Genomic DNA, 26,454 nt, shown 5'->3' on the forward strand with positions numbered 1-26,454 from the left:
ATGTAAGTAACAGTTATATTTTATAAAGTTTAAACTTTTTTGGAATTGTTTCAGGTGTAGGAATGTCCGCATAAGATGGAGAATTGTAATGTCATATAAAAAGGAGGCGTTAAACTTGAAAACGTACGATTGGAACAATAAACTAACATATTTAAAAAACACGAGAGATTTATATTACAACGACGATTATGTAAGCTTTTTAGTAAATACAGTTTGGAAGATTACTAAGCCTGTACATATCGTTGATTACGGTTGTGGATATGGTTATTTAGGCTTAGTATTAATGCCATTACTTCCAAAAGGATCAAAGTATACCGGCATTGATAGTGGAGAAACTTTATTAGCTGAAGCGAGAGCGTTATTTCGTTTACTTCCATATGAGTCAGAATTTATGGAGGGGGATGCTACAGAAATAGAATTAAACGATAAATACGATATAGCAATCTGTCATGCCTTTTTGTTACATATGAGTTCACCAAAAACGATGCTAGAAAAAATGATACATTCAATTAAAAAGGGCGGAAAAATAATCTGTTTTGAACCACATTGGATATCAAATATGTCTTCATACTTTTTAAATGGAGAGAATCAATCGGAAATTATTAGGCTAGGAGCTTTGCAGAATTTATTTGAAAGTGACATGCAGAGAAGCGGAAAAGATGGAAATATTGGTATGAAAATACCGATGTTTTTAAGTGAACTAGGCGTAAAAAATATTCAATGTAGAGTAAGTGATAAAGTGAACTTTTTAGATTCTAATATGCATCATAATGATAAAAACGATTTGTATCAATCATTAAAAGAAGAAGGGATTGCTGGTAATCCCGGTGATAAGCAACAATTTGTAGAACGTTTAATGGCTAGAGGATTAACATATGATGATGCGCTAGCTCAATATGAAGCTGAGCTCCGATTTTTTAAGGCATTTCATCTTCATTCTTCTTTAGTATATGCTCCGAATATGAAAATTACATTTGGTGAAATAGAATGTTAAAGGAGCAATACGATGAAAAATGTCGCTTAATGTCGGTAAGTCGATATTCGACATATAATCGCTGATATAATTTGAAAATCGCCGATAAAACGAAAGAATCGCTGATATATTTAAATAATCGCCGATATAATTTCATGTACTGATTTCAACTATATAAAAATAAGATCCATATGTTACGTTATTCCAGTTAATCAAACAAAATACAGAGAAAAACAATCAATTTTACTATATTTTGTTATAAATTCGAATAATATTAAATAATACTATCCATTATAGGAGATTTTAGTTGAATACATACAATATGATGTGTAAAATCTAAGCAAGTAGCAGTTTAAATATAAATTCGAGGTGAATACATGCTAGATTTTAAGCAGTTAGATGCTTGTTTGAAAGACAAGAGATTTATAGATGGATTACAGGAAATAAATAATGAAATTTCATATATAAAAGAAAAGAATACTTTATCTTATGTGAAGAATTGGCTTGCTAATATTCCTTCACATAAGGAGTTTGATATATTAATTCGCCTTACTGATGAAGGGCTTATGCACCAATACAGTTCATTCCTCATTCGCTACGCTTATAAAAAATTCCCAAATATGAGAACGCTCTCTTTATATTGTGATGAGTTAATTGATGAGCGGAAAATACTTGAAGTAGAACAGTTGTTAAAAGACTCATTAGAAGAGGTAAACAAAGAAGAGATAGACGTTGATCTTTTAGCGAAAACATATTTTACATTAGTACGATGTTTGTTGGAAATGAAACGAAATGAAGAAGCTCTTTTTTATATGCAAAAGGCAGAGGAGTACAGTGAACGTGCCGTGTTTGATAAATGGGGATACGTCTATATGCATACAGGTGAATGGGAGAAAGCAGAAGAACAATTTATAGCTGGTATGCAGCATAAAGATTGTGAAGAGTTATCTACCTATTTATTATCACAGTTATATGCGAATAAAGGAGAACAAAAACGTGCATTGGAGCTAATTGATGATGCAATTGTAAAGTTCCCACAAGTACCATATTTTCATTTTGAAAAGATAAAATATGTATTAGATTTAGGGAAGTACGAAGATATGTTATCAGTAATAGATAACATAAATAAACAGCTTCCTTATCATGCGTATAAAGCTTATTTCGTACATTTACGAGCAGAAGCACTGTACAAAATGAATAAACTTGTAGATTTACAACAGTTATTAAAAGAAGAAAAAAGTTTAAAAGGGTCTTTATATCATAATTTAGAAAAAAATCCAGATGGAAAAAAGGTTCACTTACCAATCGTTCCAATTGTACAAAAGGATAATTATTGTGTGCCGACAAGTTTAGAAATGATGTTGCAGTTATGGGGAGAAAAACGTACACAAGATGAAATAGCAGAGTTTATTTTTGATATGACAGGATCGAAGTTTTCAGATACTGTTTCTTATTTAGAAGAATTAGGTTATGAATATCGTTATTTTAAAGGTAATGTAGAAAATTATAAGAGACTGCTAGATCAGGGAATTCCCGTATTATTAAGTATAGATATTGAGCATGCTTCACATGTACAAGTACTAGCTGGATATGATGATACATTGCAGGCCTTTTATGTTCAAGATCCGAACTTTATAGAGCCAGTTATTGTCGAATATAGTAAGTTACAAGAAAAATATCGTTATACAGGTTGTTTAGCAATTACGTTTGTTCCGCAAGAAAAGAAGGAACTACTATCATTTTTAAATGAAGAAGAACATCATTATTTTAAATCTATTTTTTCTTTAACAGATCATTTGGATGAACAAGATAAAGAGGGGATTCATGACTTAGTACAGTTTTTAAAAGGGACGAGTGATAATCCGAATACGTGGTTATATACGGTTAAGCATTTAGATGTTGAAGTAGATAAAGAATTTATTTTATATTGTATAGAAAAGTTAATGGAGAAATTTCCTAACTCAGATTTTGTTAAATTACATGGTGCACAGTGCTTTATTCGCCTGGAAGAGTTAGAAAAAGCTGGGCACATGCTTGCGAGTGTTGAGAAGAAAAATAGTCGTGCCTTATATCATTTCATAAACGGAAGGTATGCTTTTGAGCAGGAAAGTTATTTAGAAGCAATTTCAAGTTTTCGTTCCTCGTTACAATTAGACGCAGATCAGCCGATTGCTTGGAGTTTCCTTGCGTTATCCTATATGTATATCGATCAATCTGATAAGGCATTGCAGTTTTCTCAAGTTGCTTTAGAACGTAGTCCAGAAAGATTTACTTTAACGAATCATGGGTTAATATTAATAGATTTAGAAAGATATGAAGAAGCGTATGAAATCTTTAACGACCTGTTAAGAGAGTATAAAAATGAGGCGCATGTATGGTATGAGCGAGCGAGATGTGCGCATCATTTAGGGAAATTACATTTAGCGATAAAAGGGCTTAAAGTAGCGATTCATTTGGATAGTAATGCACCTTACATTTATACGAAACTTTCGGAAATATACGAATCTGATTTGAAGGATGAGGAAAGTACGAAAGAAATTTTATTAAAAGGTATTGAGAATTGTGATGATAAGGCACCTCTATATGTAAAACTGGGTGACTATCATTTTCAAAATGATAGCCTGGAAGAAGCAGAATCGTTGTATACTCGTGCTTTAGAAGAAAATCATGATGATGTTTATTCTCACTTCGGACTTACGCAAGTTTATATGGCAAGAGAACAATATAAGGAAGCAAAAGAATATATTCTCGGTATTGAAAAACAAATTGAAAAGAGCCAAGATTTTCTTATGAATGCGGGAATGGTTTTATGGGATGCTGAAGTTGAACTTGGTGGAAGTGAAGAAGGGTTTAAAGTAGCATTGTCTAAGTTAGAGAGTGGTATAAAGCAGAGCGAATATAATGTAGCAAGCGCGTTAGATGAATATGTGAATCGAATTAAAGGAACGGTATTTGTGCAGCGAGGTATAGCATTCTTAAGAACGTTACACAAAGAAAGAAATGAAGTAAGTGAATACGGTTGTTATACAGGTATTTTATATGAATCTATCGGACAGTATGGCCAAGCGATGAAAAGATATAAAAGGGCGATAGAACAAAAGGAAACGGCATTACCGTATTACCGAATTGGTGAAACACTTATGGCATTAGGGCAATTGCCGGAAGCAAAACAGGCATATGAAACATGTTTAGAGCTTGATGGGACTTTCGTCGGTGTACATTTACAGCTTGCGGAAATATATGAAAAAGAAGAAAATCGTTCTAAAGAACAAAGGCATATGGTTCAGGCGATGAAAGAAGAGCCGCTGCATATTAATATGGAATATTTGGCGCAGCTTTCAGTAGAAATGAACCTTCAGGAAGAATTGCTGACTGAACTAGAACAATTAGCGGACGAAGTGCCTGAAATATGGCGATTAGATGCGATTGCATACGTGTATGGAGCAATGGATGAAATAGATAAAGAACAAGCACAGATTGAAGAGGCACTACAATTAGATAGTGAGCATACAGAAGTTTTATATCATTATGCAAAAGTATTAGTGAAAAATAGAAATGCAAAAGCAATTGAAATTGCAATGAAGGTTATACAAAAAGATGTAAATAATGAACGTATATTTGATGTATATGTAAAAGCGATAGAACAACATAAGAAATGGTCTAACATACGAGATTTTCTTCACATATTAAAAGTAAAAAAGGCAGAAAGAAGTATGGCGTTTATGTATGCTGCATCTGCAGTTACAGAAAGATGGATTGAACGTCAACAAAATGAACAGCCGAAGAAATCCATAATTACAAGAGCTTTTTATCGCATGAAAAACCGTGCGAAAGAAATTTCGATTATTACTACAATCATTGATTTATATGAAATTTCGTTACAGTTAAATCAAAAAAATAGTATGGCAGCGCAGCGATTTGCACTATTTTATGAGAATGTGGCGATGTATAAAGAGGCGATAGATGTATTGCAAACATCATTAGAAAGTAAATGGGATTACGATGTAGCCAAGCAACTTGTAAATCTTTTCATAGAGTGTGAGGAAGAAGATAGGTTACGGGATGCTGCAGAATTAACGAAGCAAATGGTTCGAGAGTTACCAGATGATTACGATACTCTTCTTCTTCAGGCACAAGTATTCTTTAAAGCAGGAGAAGAAAGAAAAGCAGAAAAGATTACTTTACAATTAACGGAGCAAACACCATTTGTAAGTAGAGCATTTCTTGCTTTAGGAGAAATATATCAAAGTCAAGAACGGTTTGAAGAGGCAATTCACGTATTAGAAAATGCTTCTATCCATCATCCGAATGAAACAGCAATTCTTCTTTCTTTAGCATCTTCTTATCATGGTGCCGGCCAAACGATAAAGGCAGAAAAAATAACAAATGAAGTATTAACAATGGATGCGAGTGATTTGTTAGCAAGATACGATCGTGCTTGTTATTTAGCGCAGTTAAACAGAAATGAAGAGGCGAAGGAAGAGCTTGAAATTGTACTTCGTGAGGATGAGTCGGGATTTTTCGCTGAACTTATCGAGGATGATGAAAATTTAGCAGCATTGCGAGAATTTGAAAAGTAATTGTATAACAATCACGAAAAAGGGTATAAATGAAAATATATTTTGAATTAGTTGACAATTTATTATCCAATGGCATAAAATAGCTTTTAACAAAGTATACAAATCTGAAGACGAGAAAGAGTAAAATAGTGTACTGTTCCACAGAGAGCCGGTATGTTGCTGAAAGCCGGTGTGCAGACGTTATTTGAAAATCATCTCCGAGGAGCCGAGGCTGAAAGTAAGTAAGCCCGGACGGATGTCTACCGTTACAAAGAACACGTATGATAGTACGTTGCTAAGTGCTATTAGCGAAGAGCTAATAGAATTAGGGTGGTAACGCGGTTAAACCCGTCCCTACTTCATAGGGACGGGTTTTTTGTGTGCTTTAAAACATAAAAAGGAGTGATTGTAGATGAAGAAAGTAGATGTAAAAGAGTCAGCTGTAGGGAGAGAAACACGTATTCGTAAGCAGTGGAACGAGCAAAGTATTTTCGAGCAATCAATTCAGAATCGAGAAGGCGCACAATCGTTTGTTTTTTATGAAGGACCACCAACGGCGAATGGATTACCGCATGTAGGTCATGCGCTTGGACGAACAATTAAAGATGTAGTAGCAAGATATAAAACGATGTCTGGTTATAAAGTGTTAAGAAAAGCGGGATGGGATACACACGGTTTACCTGTAGAATTAGGTGTTGAGAAACAACTTGGTATTTCTGGTAAACATGAAATCGAAGAGTATGGAATTGAACCATTTATTAAAAAGTGTAAAGAGAGTGTATTCACATATGAGAAGCAGTGGCGTGAATTCACTGAAAGCATCGGTTACTGGGTAGATATGGATGATCCATACGTTACGTTAGAGAATCCATATATCGAAAGTGTATGGCATATTTTAGGGACGATTCATGAAAAAGGTTTATTGTATAAAGGACATAGAGTTTCACCATACTGCCCAAGCTGTCAAACTTCACTAAGTTCACATGAAGTTGCACAAGGGTATAAAACAGTAAAAGATTTAAGTGCAACAGTTAAATTTAAAGTGAAAGATAGTGAAAATGAATATTTCCTAGGCTGGACGACAACACCTTGGACACTTCCAGCCAATGTTGCGCTCGCTGTACATCCAAATATGGAATACGTGAAAGCGAAACAAGAAGGTCATGTATACATTGTTGCGAAAGAACGTGTACAAGATGTATTAAAAGAAGACTATGAAGTATTATCTGTCCATAAAGGCGAAGAATTAGTAAATACATCTTATATGCCACCATTTCCAATGAAGGAAGTTACAAATGGTTACCACGTTATCGCAGCCGATTTTGTCACGGCAGATAGTGGTACAGGACTCGTTCATATCGCACCGGCATACGGGGAAGACGATTATAGAGTCGTTCAAAGTGAAGGATTGTCATTCTTGCATGTTGTAGATGAGAAAGGTGAGTATACAGAGGCAGTACCATTTTTGAAAGGTAAATTTGTTAAAGATAGTGACGTAGATATCGTTCGTTATTTAGCGAAGGAGGGCTTACTATACCATAAAGAAAAGTATGAACATAGCTACCCGCATTGCTGGCGCTGTGATTCACCACTTCTTTATTATGCAGGAGAGAGTTGGTTAATTCGAACGACTGCAATTAAAGATACATTTTTACAAAATAACGATACTGTTACTTGGTATCCAGACCATATGAAACATGGACGATTTGGTAAGTTTTTAGAAAACATGGTGGACTGGAATATTAGCCGAAATAGATATTGGGGAACACCATTAAACGTATGGGAATGTGAAAGTTGCGATCATCAATTCGCACCGAAAAGCATTGCTGATTTAAGAAAGCATAGTACGAAAGAGACACCTGAAGACTTAGAATTGCATAAGCCATATGTAGATGAAGTGCAAGTTTGCTGCGAAAAATGCGGAAGTAAAATGAATCGTACACCAGAAGTAATTGATGTTTGGTTTGATAGTGGTTCGATGCCATTTGCGCAATATCATTATCCGTTTGAAAATAAAGAGTTATTTGAAGATCAGTTTCCAGCAGATGTAATTGCAGAAGGCATTGATCAAACACGCGGCTGGTTTTATAGTTTATTAGCAGTATCGGCACTATATACTGGAAAAGTACCGTATAAACGAGTGCTATCACTAGGGCATGTATTAGATGAAGAAGGACAGAAAATGTCTAAAAGTAAAGGGAATGCACTAGATCCAGTTGATTTAGTAAATCAGTTTGGTGCAGATGCTTTAAGATGGGCACTTCTCGTTGACAGTGCTCCGTGGAATGCGAAGCGTTTTTCTGAAAGAACAGTATTGGAAGCGAAATCTAAGTTTGTAGATACATTAGTCAATGTGTATAGCTTCTACGTTTTATATGCAAATTTAGATGAGTATAATCCAGATGAAACATATGACGTAAAGCGAACGAAATTGGATGAATGGGTATTATCAAGATTGCATAGTACAACGAAAAAAGTGAGAACTGCACTTGATGATTATCAATTTACGAATGCAGCTCGTGAAATCGCGACGCTTGTAGATGAAGTAAGTAATTGGTACGTAAGGCGATCGCGTAATCGTTTCTGGGAGTCTGGTATGAATGCTGAAAAAGCAGCTGCGTATGAGACACTTCATGAAGTACTTGTGACAATTAGTAAATTAATTGCACCATTTACACCGTTTGTCGCTGAAGATATTCATTTAAATTTAACTGGAAGTAGCGTTCATTTAGAGGATTATCCAATTGTAAATGAATCACTACTTCAACCGAAATTAGAAGCGGAGATGGATGCAGTTTTACAAGTTGTTGAACTTGGAAGAAGTAACCGTAATCAACATTCTTTAAAAGTAAAACAGCCGTTAGCGGAACTTGTATTACTTGAGCATAATGAAAATGATATGGATTGGGAATCTTATCGTGATATCGTCATGGATGAGTTAAATGTAAAAGCGTTCCATGTTGAACTCGATGAAACGAAATACACGTCTTATCAATTAAAGTTGAACTTTAAAACGGCTGGGCCGAAGTTTGGTAAAAATGTGAATGCAGTAAATGGTTGGCTAAAACAATTACCACAAGACGAGGTACAAAACTTTGTTTCTACAGAAAGAGCGGTTTACGAAGTAGCATCAGGAGAAGAAATAGTTGTAACGACTGAAGATGTAGTAGTAGAGAAAGTTGCGAAACCTGGATTCTCTAATACAACTAACGGACAATATACAGTAATGTTAGATACGAATGTAACGGAAGAATTGCTACAAGAAGGGGTAGCACGTGAATTCATTCGCGCCGTTCAAGAATATCGTAAGCAGTTGAATTTACCTGTTAATTTACGAGTAGATGTAATTCTTGATACAGAGGAAGAACTACAGCAAACGTTAACGAATCATAAAGAGTTGTTGGAAGAAAACTTACTCGTTAAACAATTTACATTTGGTCACTTAACGAATGAAGATGATGAACTATCTTTAGGTGAGACGAAAGTTCGTATTAAATTAAGCGCGACTAAGTAAAGAAAAGGAAGTTGGAATCATTCCAACTTCCTTTTTTGTATGATAGATATTTATCCGGCTAATTTTTTCATAATCGATTCGATAGGACCTCAAGAAAATTTCTTTCTAAAGTATTGTTTTCGCTTTACACATAAATATTGAGAAAATTTCACGCCCCCTGAATGGAAAGGTAATAGAATTGTTCATAGAGAATTACTCGTAGATTCAATTTTTATTCCCCCCATTTTATGGGGAATGATTGCCTAGTGGTAATGGGATAAGGTTGAGCTACTTTATTAGGGGGAGTGGTTCTATGTTTAATAAAAAAATGGTGGCAATGGCAATGACTGTGCCGTTAGTAATGGGGACGATTACTACAGTTTCGGCATTGGAAAAACAACAGCAAGTAAAGCTAGAAGCTTATTCGCCGCAGAAAAAAGCAACTGAATATTTAAAAGAAAATGCTGCGCAGTATGGATTAAAAGCAGACCTTTCAGACTTACAATATATTTCTACAACAGAAACGTCAGTAGCTTCATATGTTAGGTTCCAACAAGTTGTGAATGGTGCGCCTGTATTTTCAAAACAAATTACAGTTACTCTTAACGGTGAGGGAAAAGGAGTACTTGCTATTTCTGATTATCAATCTGTTAAAGGTGTGAAGGAAGCTACGACAAAAATTAGTGAAAAAGATGCAATACAAAAATCAATGGCGTATGTTGGAGAAGCAAGTGAACAAAACTTATGGGCTCCTACAGAGAAAGAATTCGGATATATTGTGGAAGAAGGAATTGCTCGTCCCGTATATAAAGTTGTAGTCCATTCTAATAACCCGTTTGGTGCATGGGAAACATTTATTGATGCTGAAAACGGAAAGTTAATTAAAAAGGTTGATATAAACCGAAAAGCAGAAGGATCAGGAAAAGTATTTTTACCTAATCCTGTCGTATCAAGCGGGAGTTTAGCAGGATTAAAGGATAACAATGATGCGGATTCTCCAGCGTTAACGAATCAATTAAAAACGGTCACTTTAAAAGGCTTAGATGGGACAGGATTTTTAATTGGAGAGTATGTTACGATTTCTTCAAAAGCCAAAACGAAATCTACAAATTTACAATTTAACTATACACGCGCAAATGATAGCTTTGAAGATGTCATGTCCTATTATCATATCGATACTTTGCAACGTTACATTCAAAGTTTAGGTTTTAAAAATATTAATAATCGCTCTATTAAAGTGAATGTAAATGGAACGACGGCGGACAACTCATTTTATTCTCCGACAACGAAAGCTTTAACATTTGGTACTGGCGGAGTAGATGATGCAGAAGATGCGGGTATTATCGCACATGAATATGGACATTCGATTCAAGATAATCAAGTTCCTGGTTTTGGTAGTTCGGCAGAAGGCGGAGCGATGGGAGAAGGATTTGGAGACTTCTTAGGTGCTACGTATGAAGATGCAGTATCAACTACAGGGTACGGAAAAGCATGTGTTGGAGAATGGGATGCGACTGCTTATTCTAGTTCAGATCCAACGTGCTTACGCCGATTAGATAATAATAAAGTGTATCCGAAAGATATTACGAATGAAGTACATGATGATGGAGAAATTTGGGCACAAGGCCAATATGAAATGGCGCAAGCATTTGGTCGTGATGTAGCAACGAAAATTATTTTACAATCGCACTGGTCGTTAACACCAAACTCTAAATTCAGTGATGGAGCAAAAGCGATTAAGCAAGCGGATGCTCTTTTATATGGCGGACAACATGCTGCGGATATCGATCGTATTTGGGCAGCGAGAGGAATTAGTACGAATTAATATAAAAAGTCGTGGCATGTATAAGCCACGACTTTTTAATTTGCTTAAGAACTGGTACTAGTAAAGTAAGCTATATGAATGATAATTTGAATTTATTCGCATTTCATTTGTTTTTTTCGTCTTTAAAAACAAAATGCTCTTTAAATTTTCTAGACTCTACTTTTTGACCATTTCTCATGGAGCGGAAAGGGTGTTCTTGCCAAGTAATAATTACATCAACTTCATCCGCTTTTGTAGAAACTGGAAAATTAGTATGTTCAAATCCAGTTTTTCCACTTGCTAAACGACTTTCCTTTAGAGAAAAGAGTTCATATTTCGTTTTTGTTTTTGGTTCGTTGCGGAATACTTCGACTTGTACGTTATATACTTCACTGTTTCCAACATTTTTTACTGAAAATTGATAAGTTTGGAATTCATCTTTTTTAGCTTGAAGCTTTTTTTTGTTTACTTTTTTCGGTTCAGCAATATTCACTTGCCATTGATCAGAGTTTTGAGAGATAGGTAAAGATTTTGGTGAATAGGCGTACGTTTCATTCACTACAATTAGGCATAACAAAAGAAGAAAGAAACTAATCGCTTTTTTCATATAAACACCTCGCTATAAAATTTTTATTAATATGCGTAAATAAAACGGTAAATATGTAATTAAATGGAAAAAAAGGTGATACTTTGATTCAAATGAATTTGAAAAAACTTGAAAAAGTAGTAAATGGTGAAGGATTACAAGAATCGTTTCATCTTATCGAGATGCATGGTGTCTGCATAGATTCCAAAAACATGAAAGAAGGAAATTTATTTGTTCCAATCATTAGGGTGAAAGATGGGCATGAGTATGTGAAAGAAGCAATGGATAATGGAGCTGTCGCTTCCTTATGGAAAAAGTCTTACGGTACTCCGCCAAAAGGGATTCCAATTATATTTGTAGATGACACTTTGTTTGCTTTGCAACAATTGGCACAATTTTATCGAAGAGAGCTAAATGTAAAAGTAATAGGAATTACAGGTAGTAATGGCAAGACTACGGTAAAAGATATAATAGGAAGTATTTTAAGTTCAACTTATCGAGTGCATAAAACAAAAGGTAATTTTAATAGTCAAATCGGTTTGCCGTTAACAATTTTAGAGATGAAACGAGATACAGAGTTTTTAATACTTGAAATGGGAATGAGTGAAAAAGGACAAATTCGAAATTTATCACGAATAGCACAGCCAGATGTAGCGATTATTACAATGATTGGACAGTCACATCTAGAGACGCTTGGATCAAGAGAAGAGATTGCAAAGGCTAAATTTGAAATTATAGACGGATTAAATGACGATGGACTGTTCCTATATAATGGCGACGAGCCATTACTTTCTCAAAATATTAATATGCTAGGTATAGAAAGTAAGTCATTTGGTGGAAAGTATACAAATGATTTGTTTCCAACGAACGTACAATTAGATGAATATGGTGTTCATTTTAAATTAAATAATACAAAAATACAGTACGATGTTCCCTTACATGGAAAACATAATATTTTAAATGCGATTGTCGGAATTGCTGTAGGGCAATTTTACAAAGTCCCTATAGAAAAAATACAAGAAGCATTGCAGCAAATAAATATTACACAAATGCGCTTTCAGTTTTTAACTGCTAAAACAGGTTTTACAATTATTAACGATGCATGGAATGCAAGTCCCTCCTCAATGAAGGCTGCAATTGAAACGTTACAGAAATTAAATGCCTATGAGAAAAAAATAATCGTAATTGGGGATATGTTAGAGTTAGGGAAGGAAGCTAAAACATATCATAGAGAAATTGGTAAAATGTTAAATGAAGAGAGCATCCAATATGTATTTACGTATGGAGCGTTATCTGAAATCGTAGCGGAAGAAGCAAGAAAGAACTATCATACAGGAAAAGTACAGTCATTTGATAATAAAGACGAGATAGCAGAGGAAATATTGAAAGTTATAACGAAAAAGGATGTTGTTTTATTGAAAGGTTCACGTGGAATGGCTTTAGAGGAGATTGTACAAAACTGGATGTGAAAAATTTAAATATATTTAAAAATTACTTGCAATTTATAAACCGAAGAGATAGAATACTCTGTAAATATAAAAAGTGATGATCAGGAAAAGTACATGATGCAAAGGTCTACAGAGAGCAATCGGTTGCTGAGAAGATTGTGATACCGCATGATGGAAAGACACCTGTGAGTGTTGCTTTGAACGTGATAATTAGTAAAAGCAAACGGTACCTACCGTTATCAGGACTAAGATGGTCATTATGACAATTTGGGTGGTACCGCGGAAAAATCCGTCCCTATTTATAGGGGCGGATTTTTGTATTCTTTGAAAGGAGGTGAGTGACCGTGGATGATGACGATGATAACAATAACGTAAATAAATATAAATTTACTGGAGGGAAATGTAATGAAGCGTTCACTCACAAAAGAATGTACAAAGCAAAGCGGAAAAGTTGTATTACTTCAAGGATGGGTAAAAAAGATTCGTCATCTAGGTAATGTTAGTTTTTTATTAATAAGGGATCGATCAGGGGTTATGCAATGCGTATTAGAAAACAAGCTAGCTGGATTTAAAGTAGATGTGGAAAGTGTTGTTCAAGTCGTAGGCCAAATAGTAGAGACTTCGAAAACAGAATTAGGGATTGAAGTGCTTGCTCACGAAGTGAAAATATTAAATGGCGCAGAACCACTTCCATTTGAAATAAATAAAAAGAAGTTACAAGTCGGCTTAGATCAACTACTGAATGAACGGGTATTATCATTAAGACATGAGCGAACCGCGGCTATATTTAAAGTGAAATCTACGCTCGTCCAGAGCTTTAGTGAATTCCTTATAAAGAACGATTTCACACGTATATTTACTCCAAAAATTGTTTCGCAGGGGGCAGAAGGAGGAGCAAATGTTTTTAAGCTGCCATACTTCCAAAAAGAAGCGTATTTAGCTCAATCACCACAGTTTTATAAGCAAATGATGGTAGCGGGAGGATTAGAACGTGTTTTTGAAATTGCACCTGTATATAGAGCGGAACATCACAATTCTTCCCGTCATTTAAATGAATATATATCGTTAGACGTAGAGATTGGCTTTATAAATAATTTTCATGAAGTGATGCAATTAGAAACGGATGTTTTAAGATATATGTTTCAACAAGTAGCAAAAAACTGTGAAAAAGAGCTACAACTATTACAAATAGGAATACCTGTTATTACTGAAATACCGAAAATTACATTGTTACAAGCACAAGAAATCTTGAAAAGTAAGTATCGTAAAGAATCTCCTGTAGGGGATTTAGATACAGAAGGTGAAAAGCTACTAGGGAAATATGTGAAGGAAACATATAAGAGTGAATTTGTTTTCATTACACATTATCCGAAAGAAGCGAGACCGATGTATACGATGCCGAATAACGAGAATCCAACTATTACTGATTCGTTTGACTTACTATATAAAGGATTAGAAATAACTTCAGGGGCACAGAGAATTCATAATTATGAAATGTTACTAGCTTCTTTTAAAGAAAAAGGATTACATCCAGATACATTTCAATCTTATTTAAATACATTCCGATACGGTTGTCCCCCGCACGGTGGTTTTGGAATTGGATTAGAGAGAATTGTATACAAACTGTTAGAATTAACAAATGTACGAGAGGCGAGTGCTTTTCCAAGGGACTGTACAAGGCTTATCCCTTAATAATAGGGGAAGGAATTCCGCATTTTCTCATTAAAATTTAATATGTCCCTTGACAGCTACTAATATAACCGATATACTTCATATTAATTTCAAAAGAAAATATATTCTAAATATTTAAATGTGTTGAATAGGAGTAGTAAGGTCGTATATTTGTACAGAGAGCTATGGGTTGGTGTGACATAGTCAAATGACATCCTGAACTCGCCTAGGAGCAGTAAGGTGGAACGGAATCACATTCTTAGTAAATCTTAACGGTTAACCTTCGATATTAGGTTTGTAATCAAACGATTACTACTAAGGTGGATTCATAATGGAATCAATAAGGGTGGTACCGCGTTAAGTAAATGGCTTAGCGTCTCTTTATATAGAGACGTTGAGCCATTTTTTTATTTTATGGAAATAGAAATGGAGGGTTTATTCGGATTGGTCTATAAAATTTAATTATTTATATAAAATGATTTCATTAGGAGGAAAATGAGATGAAACAGACGGAGCAATGGACTTCGAAATTAGGGTTTATAATGGCTGCAGCCGGATCGGCAATTGGACTTGGCGCAATATGGAAGTTTCCTTATATCGCCGGCAAGAGCGGGGGAGGGGCATTCTTTTTAATCTTTATATTATTTACTGTATTAATTGGATTACCACTACTTATAGCTGAATTTATGATTGGACGTAGTACGCAGAAACAAGCAGTTGGCGCATTTAAAAGTATTGCACCAAATACAGGGTGGCACTGGATTGGACGCCTTGGCGTAGGAACGTGTTTTATATTACTTTCGTTTTATAGTGTTGTAGGTGGATGGGTGTTAATTTATTTATTCAGAGGAGTAACGGGACAACTTATTACTCCAGGACAAAATTACGGTTCATTATTTACTGAAACAATTGGAAATCCTGTTTGGGCAATTATGGGACATTTCGCTTTTATGTTCATTACGATTTGGGTCGTATCAAAAGGTGTACAAAACGGAATTGAAAAAGCAAGTAAATATATGTTGCCAGCGTTGTTCGTTTTATTTGTCGCTCTTATTGTTCGCTCATTAACACTTGATAATGCAATGGAAGGTGTGAAGTTTTTCTTACAACCAGACTTCTCAAAGATTACTTCAGAAAGTATTTTGTTCGCAATGGGGCAATCTTTCTTTGCGATTAGTATCGGGATCTCGATTATGGTCACGTATAGTTCCTATTTAAATAAAAAAGAAAGTTTACCAAAATCAGCAATAACAATTGTTGGATTGAATTTATTTGTTTCATTATTTGCAGGACTTGCAATTTTTCCGGCCGTATTTTCATTAGGAATGGAGCCAACAGAAGGGCCTGGATTACTATTTATCGTATTACCATCAGTATTTAGTCAAATTCCATTTGGTGGGTTTTTCTTAACAGTATTCCTTGCACTATTTACATTTGCGACATTAACATCGGCATTTTCACTATTAGAGACAGTTGTTTCAGCAGTAGCAAATGGCGAACAAGAAAGAAGAACAAAGTTATCATGGATGATCGGTTTCTGCATTTTCTTAGTAGGTATACCATCAGCGTTATCATTTGGAGTATGGAGTGATATTACGATTTTCGGAAAAAATATTTTTGATGCAGTAGACTTCTTATCTAGTAATATATTAATGCCACTTGGTGCACTATTCATTAGTATTTTCGTTTCATTTAAAATGGAAAAGAAGGTATTAGAAGCAGAGTTTTTTGTAGGTGGAAATTATGGAAAGAAAGTATTTACTTGTTGGGCGTTTTTACTTCGATTTGTAGCACCACTCGCAATCATTATCGTCTTTTTAAATGTAATAGGGATTATTTAACAGTTGATGTTATAATAGTCAGTAAAAAAAGAAGGTGATGATCATAAAGGCGAATTTGATAGAAGCAGGGAAATACATGCATATTAGAGGAAAAAAGCTATACGTTGAAACGCATGGAAACCCTAAAAATAAACCAGTTCTATACTTGCATGGTGGACCAGGAGAAAGTTGTTACGATTTTTCATTTCATCAAGCGGAACGTTTAAAAGATTCTTTATATGTAATTATGATAGATCAAAGAGGTGTTTGTCGCTCAGAAGAAATTACTGAGGACGAAGATTTTGGATTAAAAGATTTAATTGAAGACTGTGAGGAATTAAAAAAAGTATTACAAATTGAAAAGTGGTCTGTAATTGGACATTCTTTCGGTGGATATGTAGCATTGTTATATGCGTCGATATATCCAAGTTCAATAGAGAAAATAATATTTGAAGGGCCAACTTTCGATTTTGCATTAACAAGTAGAGCTTTATTACAAAAGACAGCGGACTTATTAAAAAAATATGGAAAAGAAGAAGTAGCAAAAGCGTGTTTATTTTATTTATCTAGCAATGCTTGTTCAGAAGAGTTGTTAGAAGCTTATATAAGATTAAGTGATGAATTAGAAGAAAAAAGAATGGAGATTTACAATAATAAGGAAGATGAGACAGATGAGAGTTTATATAGTGATGAAGAGTGGGAAGAATTTTCAAATCGCTCCAAAATTCACTTTGATAGATTAAAATTAGAGGGAGCATGTCATACGTCATTATTATCTAAAATAAAAGATGTACAGAATCCAATGTTATTAATAGTAGGAAAACATGATGTTGTAACGTGTGAAAAACAAATTGAAATATTTAATAAAGATGCCCGAAACGGCAAGTATATCGTATTTGAAGAAAGTGGTCATTCACCTCATTATGAGGAAGCAAATAGGTTTGCAGAAACAGTCATACATTTTTTGAAATGAAGAAAAGGGTGCTTCTCTAAATAAGAAGCATCCTTTCTAAATTTCTGGATATGTGATTGTAATGCTAGGCCACTTACTTTGCCAGTTCTTTTTAATAACTCTGTTTTTGTACATATGTATACGCTCTTTCGATTCCAGAAAATGAGCTGTTGGTCTCACTTGTAAGGAAAGAACATCTTCAATGCCGCACGGAGCTGTTAATATAACATTGTTTTTTTCGTCTAATGTAACCCCTAAAGCCGTTGCTGTTTCAGGGAATTTAGAAATAGCATCAACAGAAGAAGAATACGGTGGCATATTATTTACTACGTGCATACGAGCTTGATTCTTTACAGACCAAGGGATAGTAGCATCCATATTCATTAATTTCGTTTCTAATGATTGTTCGTATATCTCATCTTTATGTAGACTATCATAATAAATCACATCAACATCAGGCATAGTAGTTTTAGCTTCATAGTTATGTAAAGTATCCCAAATTTTAGAACGAACAAACCCGGCACAAATCCACCAATCAGGTAATTCTAGTGATTTTGCTAATTGTAATACGTCCATCATCCATTCGTCGTTTTCTATTAAGCGAATGATATGTTGCTCTGTTTGGATATTCATTGATATATTCACCTTTCTAGTAAATTAATGTATTAGTTCAATAATCCATAAAATCCAGTAAGCACCTGGTACAAATAGTAGTTGTGCTAATAATGTACCGAAAAGTCTAGAAATCATTAGCCAACCGTACATTTTACTCATAGACTCAGCACCATTCTCTGATTGTAAAGCACGTTCTGTTAAAAGAGCGATGCGTGGATCGAGTAGTACGGTTAATAAAATTGTAGCAAAACCATTTACAAGACCAGAAGCTGTACTTGCGTTTGTTGCATAATCTGGATTTAGAAATGAAGCGTAAAGGGCAGAAAGAACACCTGCTGTATAAATAGCAGTAGCAAACATATTAATAAGCATAATACGTTTTGGAATACCACCAATGCGTAGTCTATGAATCATTTCTAACTTTGGAAAGCGTACATATTTTTTTGTGTACTTTAACTTTTGAATGTTATTCGTCTTCATCATTCGAATGAATGAACCATCTGTTTCAAAATTTTGAATGACGTATCCAAATAGTTTTGTCAAAGTTGGATACAGTATAATTGCAAGTAATGTACCGATAGAAGCAGATAATAGAACGAGACGTATAATATGCTCTAAATCAATCGAAGAATCTAGTTTTGCTTCATCGACAATACCACCGATTAAAAAGGCTTGTAGTAAGTTAGATGTTCTAGAAATAAGCAGTACCATTCCTACGACGGATAAGGCAACGGCAATCTTTTTTAAACGTACACCAGCTAATCGAATACTATAAGAGCTAGTTTCAACCGCATGGATAATAATTGTGAAAGCCATTATAAAAATTAACGTAATTGACATTTGTTTCACCAGTTTCTATTAAAATAATTGTAACTTTTTCACTTTACCATATGTATCTTTTTTTGTAACTGAAAGTATGTGACATAGGAAAAGTAATTTTTCAGAAAAAAAGATAATGATAGTATTATAATAAAAGAGGTAATAGGAAAAGCTGTTATAGGTTACTTATAAAGTAAAATGAGTGGGGGATTGAAACGTGTACACAACATATTTATTTGATTTAGATGGAACATTGACGGATCCGAAAGAAGGGATTGTCAATTCAGTATTGTATGCATTAAAAAAGGTTGGCATTGAAGAATTACATATAAGCGAGTTAGATTCATTTATTGGTCCACCCATCCAGCAATCATTTGTAGAGAGATATAATATGAATGAAGGAGAAGTTGAACGAGCTGTTTTTTATTTCAGAGAATATTTAAAGCAACGTGGATTGTTGGAGAATAATGTTTACGAGGGTATTCCAAATCTTTTAAAACAATTAAAAGATACAGGCAATCGTTTATTTATAGCAACTTCAAAGCCTACTATATTTGCTGAACAAGTACTAGAGCATTTTCAACTAACAAATTATTTCGAAGGTATCATTGGAAGTAATTTAGATGGTACAAGAATAAAGAAAGAAGAAATCATTGCTCATATTTTACAAACAAATGAAGAACTTAATAAAGAAGAAATTGTTATGATTGGAGATAGAAAGCACGATATAATCGGTGCGAATTATAATGAGATTGCTTCAATTGGTGTTTTATACGGTTATGGTAGTGAAACAGAGTTGACTGAAGTTGGTGCGACTCATATCGTAAATGATGTAAAAGAACTACATCATTTTTGTTTAGAAAATAGTTTGATAAAGAAGTAAATATAGAGACTAATAATCCCTTTATAACGTATGATGATGAAATCGTTTTTGTTTAAAGGGATTTTTTATATGTAATCGAATATGTATAATTAGACATTTTTAGCATGAAAAATTTGTATGAATAAGAGGAGGGATGTCAGAATCAAAAGATTAGTAGTAGAAGTTTATCTATAAAAGTTTGAATTTTCTGTTAAAGGAGGGGTATAATTGGAGCTAGTTATTATATTATTAGCACTTAGTTTACTTATGTTTGTAGCTTATAGAGGCTTTTCTGTTATTTTATTTGCACCGATTTTTGCTTTATTTGCGGTATTTTTGACAGAGCCTAGTTTTGTATTACCGTTCTTTTCGAATATTTTTATGGAGAAAATGGTAGGTTTTATTAAACTATATTTTCCTGTATTTTTACTTGGAGCAATATTTGGGAAAGTAGTAGAAATGTCAGGAATTGCGGACTCAATTGCAAAGACAATTATAGAGTTGGTTGGTGAAAAACGTACAATATTAGCAATTGTATTAATGGGGGCTATTTTAACGTATAGCGGTGTTAGTGTGTATGTAGTAGTGTTTGCTGTATATCCATTCGCAGCAAAGCTGTTTCGACAAGCGAATATTCCAAAACGTTTAATCCCTGGAACGATTGTTCTTGGAGCAGTCACGTTTACGATGGATGCGCTACCTGGATCACCACAAATTCAAAACGTAATACCTACAACTTTTTTCAAAACGGACATTTATGCTGCACCGATACTTGGAATTGTAGGAGCAATTTTTGTTCTTACATTAGGTTTACTATATTTAGAGAGTAGACGTAAGAAGGCAAAGGCAGCAGGAGAAGGATATTTTGGTTTTAACGATGGGAATACGGAAATGGCAGCTTCTTTACAAGCAGAACAAAAAGATATGCAGCTGGTTAAAAATATTGAAATTACAAGAGCGCAGCAAGTAATTGCTTTTATACCACTTATTTTAGTAGGTGTAATGAATAAAGTTTTTACTATTATGATACCGAAGTGGTATCCGAATGGTTTTGATTTTTCTGCAATTGGTATGAAAGCATTTGGAAAAGTAGAATTAAGTGCAGTAGTTGGAATCTGGTCAGTAGAATTAGCACTTATTATAGGTATAGTAACAACGTTATTATTATATTGGAAACGAGTAGTAACAGGATTCCAAGCTGGATTGAATACAAGTATTGGTGGAGCGCTACTTGCAACAATGAATACAGGAGCTGAGTTTGGATTCGGTGGTGTTATCGCAGCACTTCCAGGTTTTGCGATTATGAGAGATGGCATTTCTGCCACGTTTACCAATCCGCTAGTGAACGGAGCAGTCACGACGAATATTTTAGCTGGCATTACAGGTTCTGCATCAGGAGGAATGGGAATCGTTTTAAGTGCAATGGGTGATAAGTTTATTGCAGCAGCTAATCAATTCGATATTCCGTTAGAAGTAATGCATCGTATCGTATCAATGGCATCAGGAGGAATGGATACATTACCACATAACGGAGCTATCATTACTATTCTTACAGTAACTGGGTTAACACATAAACAATCTTATAAAGATATATTTGCTATTACAGTTTTGAAAACGCTTGCTGTATTTTTAGTTATCGCGTTCTATACTTTAACAGGAATTTATTAAATAGATATTTTATAGACGAAAATATTAATTAGGGAAAGAAGAGGTGGAGTACTTGCAAGAAGTTGCTGAATTTCGTATGCCGAAGTCTGTATTATATGGAAGAAATTCGCTTGAAAAACTGGGGGAACAATCCAAGAAGTTTGGAAAAAGAGCTTTTATAGTAACTGATACAATTATGGAGAATTTAGGATATGTTGAGAGTTGTATACAACAATTAAATACAAAAGGTATTACCGTTATTACATATAATAAAGTAAATGCTGAGCCTACAAATATACATGTGTTAGAGGCGTTAACTATTTGTAAAGAGGAAAAGTGTGATTTTATTATCGGTCTTGGTGGTGGAAGTTGTATTGATGCAGCAAAAGCAGTTGCGGTGTTATATACAAATGGCGGAGAAGTAGAAGATTATGTCCAAAAGGATATGGAAATAGACAATGATCCGCTACCGCTCATTGCAATTCCAACAACTTCGGGTACTGGGTCAGAAGTAACAAGTGTAGCAGTAATTACGAATAAACGAACAGATGTAAAAATGATGATGAAACATCCGAGTTTTACCCCGCAAGTAGCGATTATTGATCCGATTTTAACACGTTCTGTACCACCTCATATTACAGCAGCAACAGGGATAGATGCATTATGTCATGCAGTCGAAGCATATATTTCTAAAGTTTCACAATCACTTACAGATGTACTCGCTCTTTCCGCTATTGAAAGTATTATGAAATATTTACGTATTGCATATGAAGATGGAGAGAATATGGAGGCAAGAGAAGCGATGATGATTGCTTCCTTACAAGCTGGAATTGCATTTTCAAACGCATCTGTTACATTAGTTCATGGAATGTCAAGACCAGTAGGAGCGTTATTTCATGTACCACATGGTATATCAAATGCAATACTATTACCTACAGTTTTAGAGTATACAAAAGTGAGTGCAGTAAAAAGACTAGCAGAAATTGGACGCTGTTTAAATAAAGATATGTATTCCTATTGTGATGAAGAAGTAGCCGATTACACGCTCAGGGAAATAAAAAAACTTTGCTTTGATCTTCGTATTCCAAATTTAAAAGAATACGGAATTGGTGAAGTTGAATTTGAAAAAGCTATTTCTAAAATGGCATCTGATGCAATTGAAAGTGGAAGTCCAGCAAATAACCCACGTGTGCCATCATATGATGAAATTAAACAGTTGTATCAAGAATGTTTTCATTATCGATATGAAGATTCTATAAAAACATTAGGTGGTTAATTTCAGAATATTCTTATAAAATTTCCTTGGAAATAGTTAAAACAAGACTTTATATTTTTAACGTAAAGTCTTGTTTTATTATGTATAATATACATAATAAAATATCGTAATTATCTTGAATAAATAGTGTAAGGTGGGTGTGGGTTTAATGAAAACGATAGGTCTTATTGGTGGTATGAGTTGGGAATCAACTGCTGAATATTATCGAATCATAAATGAAGAAATAAAAAGTAGATTAGGTGGGTTACATTCAGCTAAATGTTTAATTAATAGTGTAGACTTTGAAGAGATTGAAGGATTCCAGTCTAGCGGTGATTGGGATAGTGCAGGAGAAATTCTAGGGAATGCAGCATATTCATTACAAATGGGAGGCGCAGACTTTATTATTATTTGCACAAATACAATGCATAAAGTAATTGAGAAAATAAAGGAGAATATTCATATTCCAGTTTTACATATCGCAGATGCAACTGCGAAAGAAATGAAAAGAAAAGGTATTCAAACTGTTGGTTTACTTGGAACAAAATATACAATGGAGCAAGATTTCTATAAATCACGTATTAAAGAGAATGATATAAAAGTCATAGTACTATTAGAAAAAAATAGAGAAAAAATAAACGAAGTCATATATACAGAATTATGTTTAGGAAAAATCGTATCTCAATCCAGAGAGTATTATAAAACAGTTATAGAAGATTTAGTGCAAAAAGGCGCACAGGGTATCATTTTAGGTTGTACAGAAATAGGATTATTAATAAAGCAGGAAGACGTATCAGTTCCAATATTCGATACGACTTATATACATGCAGTTGAAGCAGTTAATTTCGCTGTAGAAGATAGATCATAATTATATTATGTAATCTAATTTGTATATGTGGAAAACATTCAGAAAATATTTTATAATGTAAGTGGTTACATGTAAGGGGGAATGCGTATGTTTTCAGTTCGACCAATCGCATTTGTACATAATGAAAGAAAGGAAATAAAAGACGATGAGTGGGGAGAAGTAAAATCCTATATTACTTTAACTGAAATGTATACAGAAGAAAGTATACAAGGGATTGAAGATTTTTCTCATATTGAAGTTGTTTTTTATTTTCATAAAGTAACTGATGAACAAATTCAATATTTTGCTAGATATCCTAGAAATAATCATGATTATCCTAAAGTAGGTATTTTTGCACAGCGTGGGAAAAATCGTCCGAATCGTATAGGAGCAACCATTGTAAAGGTAATCAAAAGAGAAGGTAAATCCATTATTGTTGAGGGGTTAGATGCTATTGATGGCACCCCTGTATTGGATATAAAGCCAATAATGAAAGAGTTTATGCCGAAAGAAGAAATTGTACAGCCTAAATGGGCAACGGATATAATGAAACAGTATTGGAAGGGGAATGGAGTAAAATGAGAATATATGAGGCAACAATTGCAGATTTAGATGGACTAGCATCAGTTTTTAATAACTATCGTATGTTTTATAGACAAGATTCCGATCTAGAAGGAGCAAAAGTATTTTTACAAAATCGAATCGAGAAAAAAGAATCAGTTATTTTCGTGGCAGTTGAAGATGGGGAATATATTGGATTCACACAATTATATCCATCATTTTCTTCTATTTCGATGAAAGAATTATGGATTTTAAATGATTTATTTGTACAAGCTGCTAAGCGCGGGGCAGGAACAGGGAAAAAATTATTAGAAGCTGCGAAAGGATTCGCCTTAGAAAATGGTGCAAAAGGTGTAAAATTACAAACAGAGATTGATAATTTATCAGCACAGCGATTATACGCTGAAAATGGATATTTGAGAGATAATCGTTATTTCCATTATGAATTAACTTTTTGAGATATGTATAGTTAAATGAGATGTTTTCACTCTGTGAAATAAAAAATCATTTATAGTTCCCTTTCTATACTAAAGGGAAGGAACTTATATAATGTTATATATTATATAAATATTGGTACACTGCTTAATGAAAGTGGTGTACTTTTTTATTTTATAGATCCCGTATACTTCATTTACAATAACAATTAATTTGGTTATAAAAATATATATTGTTTTTTGAATTTCTGGTCTAATTAAAAGTGTTTATATGAGAGTAAATACAGTTAAAGAGATAGCGACTGCTTAAGGAAATATAAATAGCGTTCTTTCCTTAAGAAGAGCGTTCAAGTAGCTGTTTAATTTGGTAACTGCTAGCATCTGTATTTTAGGATGTATAAAGTTAATAACTAATGATTGATAAGAAATCTTATTAACAACAGTTTAAACAAGGTTTCTGATTTTACCAACGTGGCAGGATAGCTGAATAAGAAGATTTAAAGTGCAATTTTCAAATACATACAATTGGATTGTATTTTCATTTGACAATTTTAGTACGTTCGTACTAAAATTGGTGTATGGAAAATAAAAAATTAAATCGTCGAACACAAATTATTGAAGATGCTATAAAAGTACTTGTTGAAGGAGGTTATTCAAATGCTTCGATTGGAAATATTGCTAAAAAAGGAGGGATTAGTAAAGGAGTTGTAACGTACCATTTTCCAAATAAAGAAGAATTGATGAAAGCTGTTGTTGAATATTCTTATGCGCTTGCGGTTCCTTATATGGGGAAATCTATGGAAGGCTTAGATAGTGCCCCTGCATTTCTTCGTGGATATATCGAATCGAATTTAAGGTTTATGTTTGAGCATAGAAAATACGTGATGGCAATTATTGAAGTTGTTTCAAATGCTCGAACTGAAAATGGGGAATTACTTTACAAAAATGAAGATGAATCTATATATGAACCGTTAATCGAGATTTTTAAGTGGGGGCAAGAAATTGAAGGGAGTTTTAGAGAGTTTTCACCTCTTATAATGGCTAAAACTATACGAAGTGTAATTGACTCAATTGGACCGCGAATTGCAAAGGAAGATGTTTCAGATATGGAAAAATTAATAGCTGAAATAACTGATACGTTTGATTTTGCCACTAGAAAAAATATTTAAAAGAAAAGGAGATGAAATAGTGGGGGCTTCTAAATTTAAGCGGTTAAATAAAAAGGTTATTGCTGCAAGAAAGATGGAAGGGATTATCTCCTTATTTGTATACATAGTCATCATTGTTACATTGCTATATTGTACGTTCACATTCCATTGGCCCGAATGGATTGTCATTATTACAACGTGTTTAGCGATTATTTCCCTTCCTTTTGAATTATATTGGGCACCAATGTGGAGATATCGTATATGGCGATACAAAATAAACGAAACTAGTATTCAAATTCAAAAAGGTATTCTGTTTAAAAGAAAAATATTAATACCTATGGGGAAAGTTCAGCATATAGATGCGAAGCAAGGTCCTATTTTAAAAAGGTATCATTTATATACCCTTACGCTATCAACGGCTGCAGGTAGCCATCATATTCCAGGATTAGCTGAAGAAACGGCAGATTCTATCCGAAAAGAAATTGAAATCTATGCGAGGTTATATGATGAACAAGTCTAAGAATAAGAATCAACAGCTTCATCCAGTTTCGATTCTTTACTTCATCGTTGTAGCTATAAAAGAATCTTTATCTTATATTTGGTTGTTTCCCTTATTAGTTTTGTTGGTACATAAACAAATGGGAAACCAAATTTCTACAGTGAAAATTGGAGTAATAGTAAGTGTATTTCTGATTATGATGTTTTTAATTGTAGGAATTTTAAAATGGAAATCCTTTATTTATGAAATTCAAGAGAAGGCGATCTATATTCAATCTGGTTTGATTATGATCAAGAAAAAATGGGTAACGCCTGATCGTATTCAATCTATTGATTCTACAATTCGTGTGTACGATCATTTTTTTCCACGCTAACACTTACTATTGAACTTGCAGGTGGAGATGAATCCAGTATCACCTTTAGTTGTATATCAAAAGAAGAAGAACGACGTATTCGAGACAT

At 34.0% G+C, this 26,454-nt stretch carries 20 protein-coding genes and 3 other annotated features; of the genes, 17 read left to right on the forward strand and 3 right to left on the reverse strand.

Annotation, left to right across the window (positions count from 1 at the left end; all coding sequences use genetic code 11):
• Positions 1-88 precede the first annotated feature (88 nt).
• The 4 genes from PDQ68_RS01245 to PDQ68_RS01260 all read left to right on the forward strand — a co-directional run bounded on the left by PDQ68_RS01245 (position 89) and on the right by PDQ68_RS01260 (position 10,850).
• Positions 89-994, forward strand: coding sequence for a class I SAM-dependent methyltransferase (locus PDQ68_RS01245; protein ID WP_073530451.1), 906 nt, complete (start codon positions 89-91; stop codon positions 992-994).
• 356 nt (positions 995-1,350) lie between these two features.
• The gene (locus tag PDQ68_RS01250; protein ID WP_061182832.1) at positions 1,351-5,553 is read left to right on the forward strand and encodes a bacteriocin-processing peptidase family protein; all 4,203 of its coding nucleotides are present in this window, start codon (positions 1,351-1,353) and stop codon (positions 5,551-5,553) included.
• A 98-nt stretch (positions 5,554-5,651) separates the two neighbouring features.
• Positions 5,652-5,891: a binding site (T-box leader), on the forward strand.
• Between the two features lie 53 nt (positions 5,892-5,944).
• Entirely contained in the window at positions 5,945-9,046 is a 3,102-nt protein-coding gene (gene ileS / locus PDQ68_RS01255; protein ID WP_016717354.1) for an isoleucine--tRNA ligase, read from the forward strand.
• A 292-nt stretch (positions 9,047-9,338) separates the two neighbouring features.
• A complete protein-coding gene (locus PDQ68_RS01260; protein ID WP_061182833.1) occupies positions 9,339-10,850 on the forward strand; it encodes a M36 family metallopeptidase in 1,512 nt (503 codons plus the stop codon).
• A gap of 103 nt (positions 10,851-10,953) precedes the next feature.
• Here the strand turns inward: PDQ68_RS01260 and PDQ68_RS01265 are convergent, their stop codons facing one another.
• The gene (locus tag PDQ68_RS01265) at positions 10,954-11,436 is read right to left on the reverse strand and encodes a hypothetical protein (protein WP_061182834.1); all 483 of its coding nucleotides are present in this window, start codon (positions 11,434-11,436) and stop codon (positions 10,954-10,956) included.
• 83 nt (positions 11,437-11,519) lie between these two features.
• On the opposite strand from PDQ68_RS01265, the gene PDQ68_RS01270 reads away from it, so the two are divergent.
• The 4 genes from PDQ68_RS01270 to PDQ68_RS01285 all read left to right on the forward strand — a co-directional run bounded on the left by PDQ68_RS01270 (position 11,520) and on the right by PDQ68_RS01285 (position 17,327).
• Complete coding sequence (locus PDQ68_RS01270; protein WP_080444090.1) at positions 11,520-12,884, forward strand: UDP-N-acetylmuramoyl-tripeptide--D-alanyl-D-alanine ligase; 1,365 nt, start codon at positions 11,520-11,522, stop codon at positions 12,882-12,884.
• A 67-nt stretch (positions 12,885-12,951) separates the two neighbouring features.
• Positions 12,952-13,163, forward strand: a binding site (T-box leader).
• Between the two features lie 105 nt (positions 13,164-13,268).
• On the forward strand, positions 13,269-14,555 hold the full coding sequence (gene aspS, locus PDQ68_RS01275) for an aspartate--tRNA(Asn) ligase (protein WP_061182835.1): 1,287 nt from the start codon (positions 13,269-13,271) through the stop codon (positions 14,553-14,555).
• 114 nt (positions 14,556-14,669) lie between these two features.
• Positions 14,670-14,918: a binding site (T-box leader), on the forward strand.
• A gap of 116 nt (positions 14,919-15,034) precedes the next feature.
• Positions 15,035-16,375, forward strand: a complete 1,341-nt coding sequence (locus PDQ68_RS01280; RefSeq protein WP_000814557.1) for a sodium-dependent transporter — start codon at positions 15,035-15,037, stop codon at positions 16,373-16,375.
• A gap of 37 nt (positions 16,376-16,412) precedes the next feature.
• Positions 16,413-17,327: an alpha/beta fold hydrolase gene (locus PDQ68_RS01285; protein WP_080444091.1), complete on the forward strand. Its 915-nt coding sequence runs from the start codon at positions 16,413-16,415 to the stop codon at positions 17,325-17,327.
• A 36-nt stretch (positions 17,328-17,363) separates the two neighbouring features.
• On the opposite strand, the gene PDQ68_RS01290 is transcribed toward PDQ68_RS01285, so the two are convergent.
• Positions 17,364-17,939 (reverse strand): nucleotidyltransferase family protein, encoded by a 576-nt coding sequence (locus PDQ68_RS01290; protein ID WP_061182836.1) that lies wholly within the window; start codon positions 17,937-17,939, stop codon positions 17,364-17,366.
• 24 nt (positions 17,940-17,963) lie between these two features.
• A complete protein-coding gene (locus PDQ68_RS01295; protein WP_000028910.1) occupies positions 17,964-18,761 on the reverse strand; it encodes a lipid II flippase Amj family protein in 798 nt (265 codons plus the stop codon).
• Positions 18,762-18,957: 196 nt separating this feature from the next.
• Between PDQ68_RS01295 and PDQ68_RS01300 the strand changes: the two genes are divergently transcribed.
• The 9 genes from PDQ68_RS01300 to PDQ68_RS01340 all read left to right on the forward strand — a co-directional run bounded on the left by PDQ68_RS01300 (position 18,958) and on the right by PDQ68_RS01340 (position 26,366).
• A complete protein-coding gene (locus PDQ68_RS01300; RefSeq protein ID WP_061182837.1) occupies positions 18,958-19,623 on the forward strand; it encodes an HAD family hydrolase in 666 nt (221 codons plus the stop codon).
• A 207-nt stretch (positions 19,624-19,830) separates the two neighbouring features.
• Positions 19,831-21,270 (forward strand): GntP family permease, encoded by a 1,440-nt coding sequence (locus tag PDQ68_RS01305; RefSeq protein WP_000424304.1) that lies wholly within the window; start codon positions 19,831-19,833, stop codon positions 21,268-21,270.
• 52 nt (positions 21,271-21,322) lie between these two features.
• Complete coding sequence (gene eutG / locus PDQ68_RS01310) at positions 21,323-22,525, forward strand: alcohol dehydrogenase EutG (RefSeq protein WP_061182355.1); 1,203 nt, start codon at positions 21,323-21,325, stop codon at positions 22,523-22,525.
• Between the two features lie 148 nt (positions 22,526-22,673).
• A complete protein-coding gene (locus PDQ68_RS01315; RefSeq protein WP_061182354.1) occupies positions 22,674-23,372 on the forward strand; it encodes an aspartate/glutamate racemase family protein in 699 nt (232 codons plus the stop codon).
• A gap of 87 nt (positions 23,373-23,459) precedes the next feature.
• Positions 23,460-23,933 (forward strand): SAM-dependent methyltransferase, encoded by a 474-nt coding sequence (locus PDQ68_RS01320; protein WP_016717366.1) that lies wholly within the window; start codon positions 23,460-23,462, stop codon positions 23,931-23,933.
• On the forward strand, positions 23,930-24,370 hold the full coding sequence (locus tag PDQ68_RS01325; RefSeq protein ID WP_270786566.1) for a GNAT family N-acetyltransferase: 441 nt from the start codon (positions 23,930-23,932) through the stop codon (positions 24,368-24,370). The genes PDQ68_RS01320 and PDQ68_RS01325 overlap by 4 nt, the downstream gene beginning before the upstream one ends.
• A 554-nt stretch (positions 24,371-24,924) precedes the next feature.
• The gene (locus PDQ68_RS01330; RefSeq protein ID WP_016717368.1) at positions 24,925-25,515 is read left to right on the forward strand and encodes a TetR/AcrR family transcriptional regulator; all 591 of its coding nucleotides are present in this window, start codon (positions 24,925-24,927) and stop codon (positions 25,513-25,515) included.
• 19 nt (positions 25,516-25,534) lie between these two features.
• Positions 25,535-26,014 carry a PH domain-containing protein gene (locus tag PDQ68_RS01335; protein ID WP_016717369.1) on the forward strand — a complete coding sequence of 160 codons (480 nt, stop codon included), beginning with the start codon at positions 25,535-25,537 and terminating at the stop codon, positions 26,012-26,014.
• Entirely contained in the window at positions 26,001-26,366 is a 366-nt protein-coding gene (locus PDQ68_RS01340; protein WP_235590112.1) for a YdbT family protein, read from the forward strand. Before PDQ68_RS01335 ends, PDQ68_RS01340 begins: the two co-directional genes overlap by 14 nt.
• The last annotated feature ends 88 nt before the right edge of the window (positions 26,367-26,454 follow it).

The organism is Bacillus cereus group sp. Bc010 (assembly GCF_027716745.1).
In the GTDB taxonomy this organism is placed as follows: domain Bacteria; phylum Bacillota; class Bacilli; order Bacillales; family Bacillaceae_G; genus Bacillus_A; species Bacillus_A pacificus.

Excerpts from the sequence above, each read along its gene's own strand:
- PDQ68_RS01290 (WP_061182836.1), bottom strand. The coding sequence starts at position 17,939 with ATGAATATCCAAACAGAGCAACATATCATTCGCTTAATAGAAAACGAC.
- PDQ68_RS01260 (WP_061182833.1), top strand. The coding sequence starts at position 9,339 with ATGTTTAATAAAAAAATGGTGGCAATGGCAATGACTGTGCCGTTAGTA.
- PDQ68_RS01285 (WP_080444091.1), top strand. The coding sequence starts at position 16,413 with ATGATCATAAAGGCGAATTTGATAGAAGCAGGGAAATACATGCATATT.
- PDQ68_RS01280 (WP_000814557.1), top strand. The coding sequence starts at position 15,035 with ATGAAACAGACGGAGCAATGGACTTCGAAATTAGGGTTTATAATGGCT.
- PDQ68_RS01330 (WP_016717368.1), top strand. The coding sequence starts at position 24,925 with ATGGAAAATAAAAAATTAAATCGTCGAACACAAATTATTGAAGATGCT.
- PDQ68_RS01340 (WP_235590112.1), top strand. The coding sequence starts at position 26,001 with ATGAACAAGTCTAAGAATAAGAATCAACAGCTTCATCCAGTTTCGATT.
- PDQ68_RS01325 (WP_270786566.1), top strand. The coding sequence starts at position 23,930 with ATGAGAATATATGAGGCAACAATTGCAGATTTAGATGGACTAGCATCA.
- PDQ68_RS01315 (WP_061182354.1), top strand. The coding sequence starts at position 22,674 with ATGAAAACGATAGGTCTTATTGGTGGTATGAGTTGGGAATCAACTGCT.
- PDQ68_RS01250 (WP_061182832.1), top strand. The coding sequence starts at position 1,351 with ATGCTAGATTTTAAGCAGTTAGATGCTTGTTTGAAAGACAAGAGATTT.
- aspS (WP_061182835.1), top strand. The coding sequence starts at position 13,269 with ATGAAGCGTTCACTCACAAAAGAATGTACAAAGCAAAGCGGAAAAGTT.
- PDQ68_RS01245 (WP_073530451.1), top strand. The coding sequence starts at position 89 with ATGTCATATAAAAAGGAGGCGTTAAACTTGAAAACGTACGATTGGAAC.
- PDQ68_RS01265 (WP_061182834.1), bottom strand. The coding sequence starts at position 11,436 with ATGAAAAAAGCGATTAGTTTCTTTCTTCTTTTGTTATGCCTAATTGTA.
- ileS (WP_016717354.1), top strand. The coding sequence starts at position 5,945 with ATGAAGAAAGTAGATGTAAAAGAGTCAGCTGTAGGGAGAGAAACACGT.
- PDQ68_RS01295 (WP_000028910.1), bottom strand. The coding sequence starts at position 18,761 with ATGTCAATTACGTTAATTTTTATAATGGCTTTCACAATTATTATCCAT.
- PDQ68_RS01320 (WP_016717366.1), top strand. The coding sequence starts at position 23,460 with ATGTTTTCAGTTCGACCAATCGCATTTGTACATAATGAAAGAAAGGAA.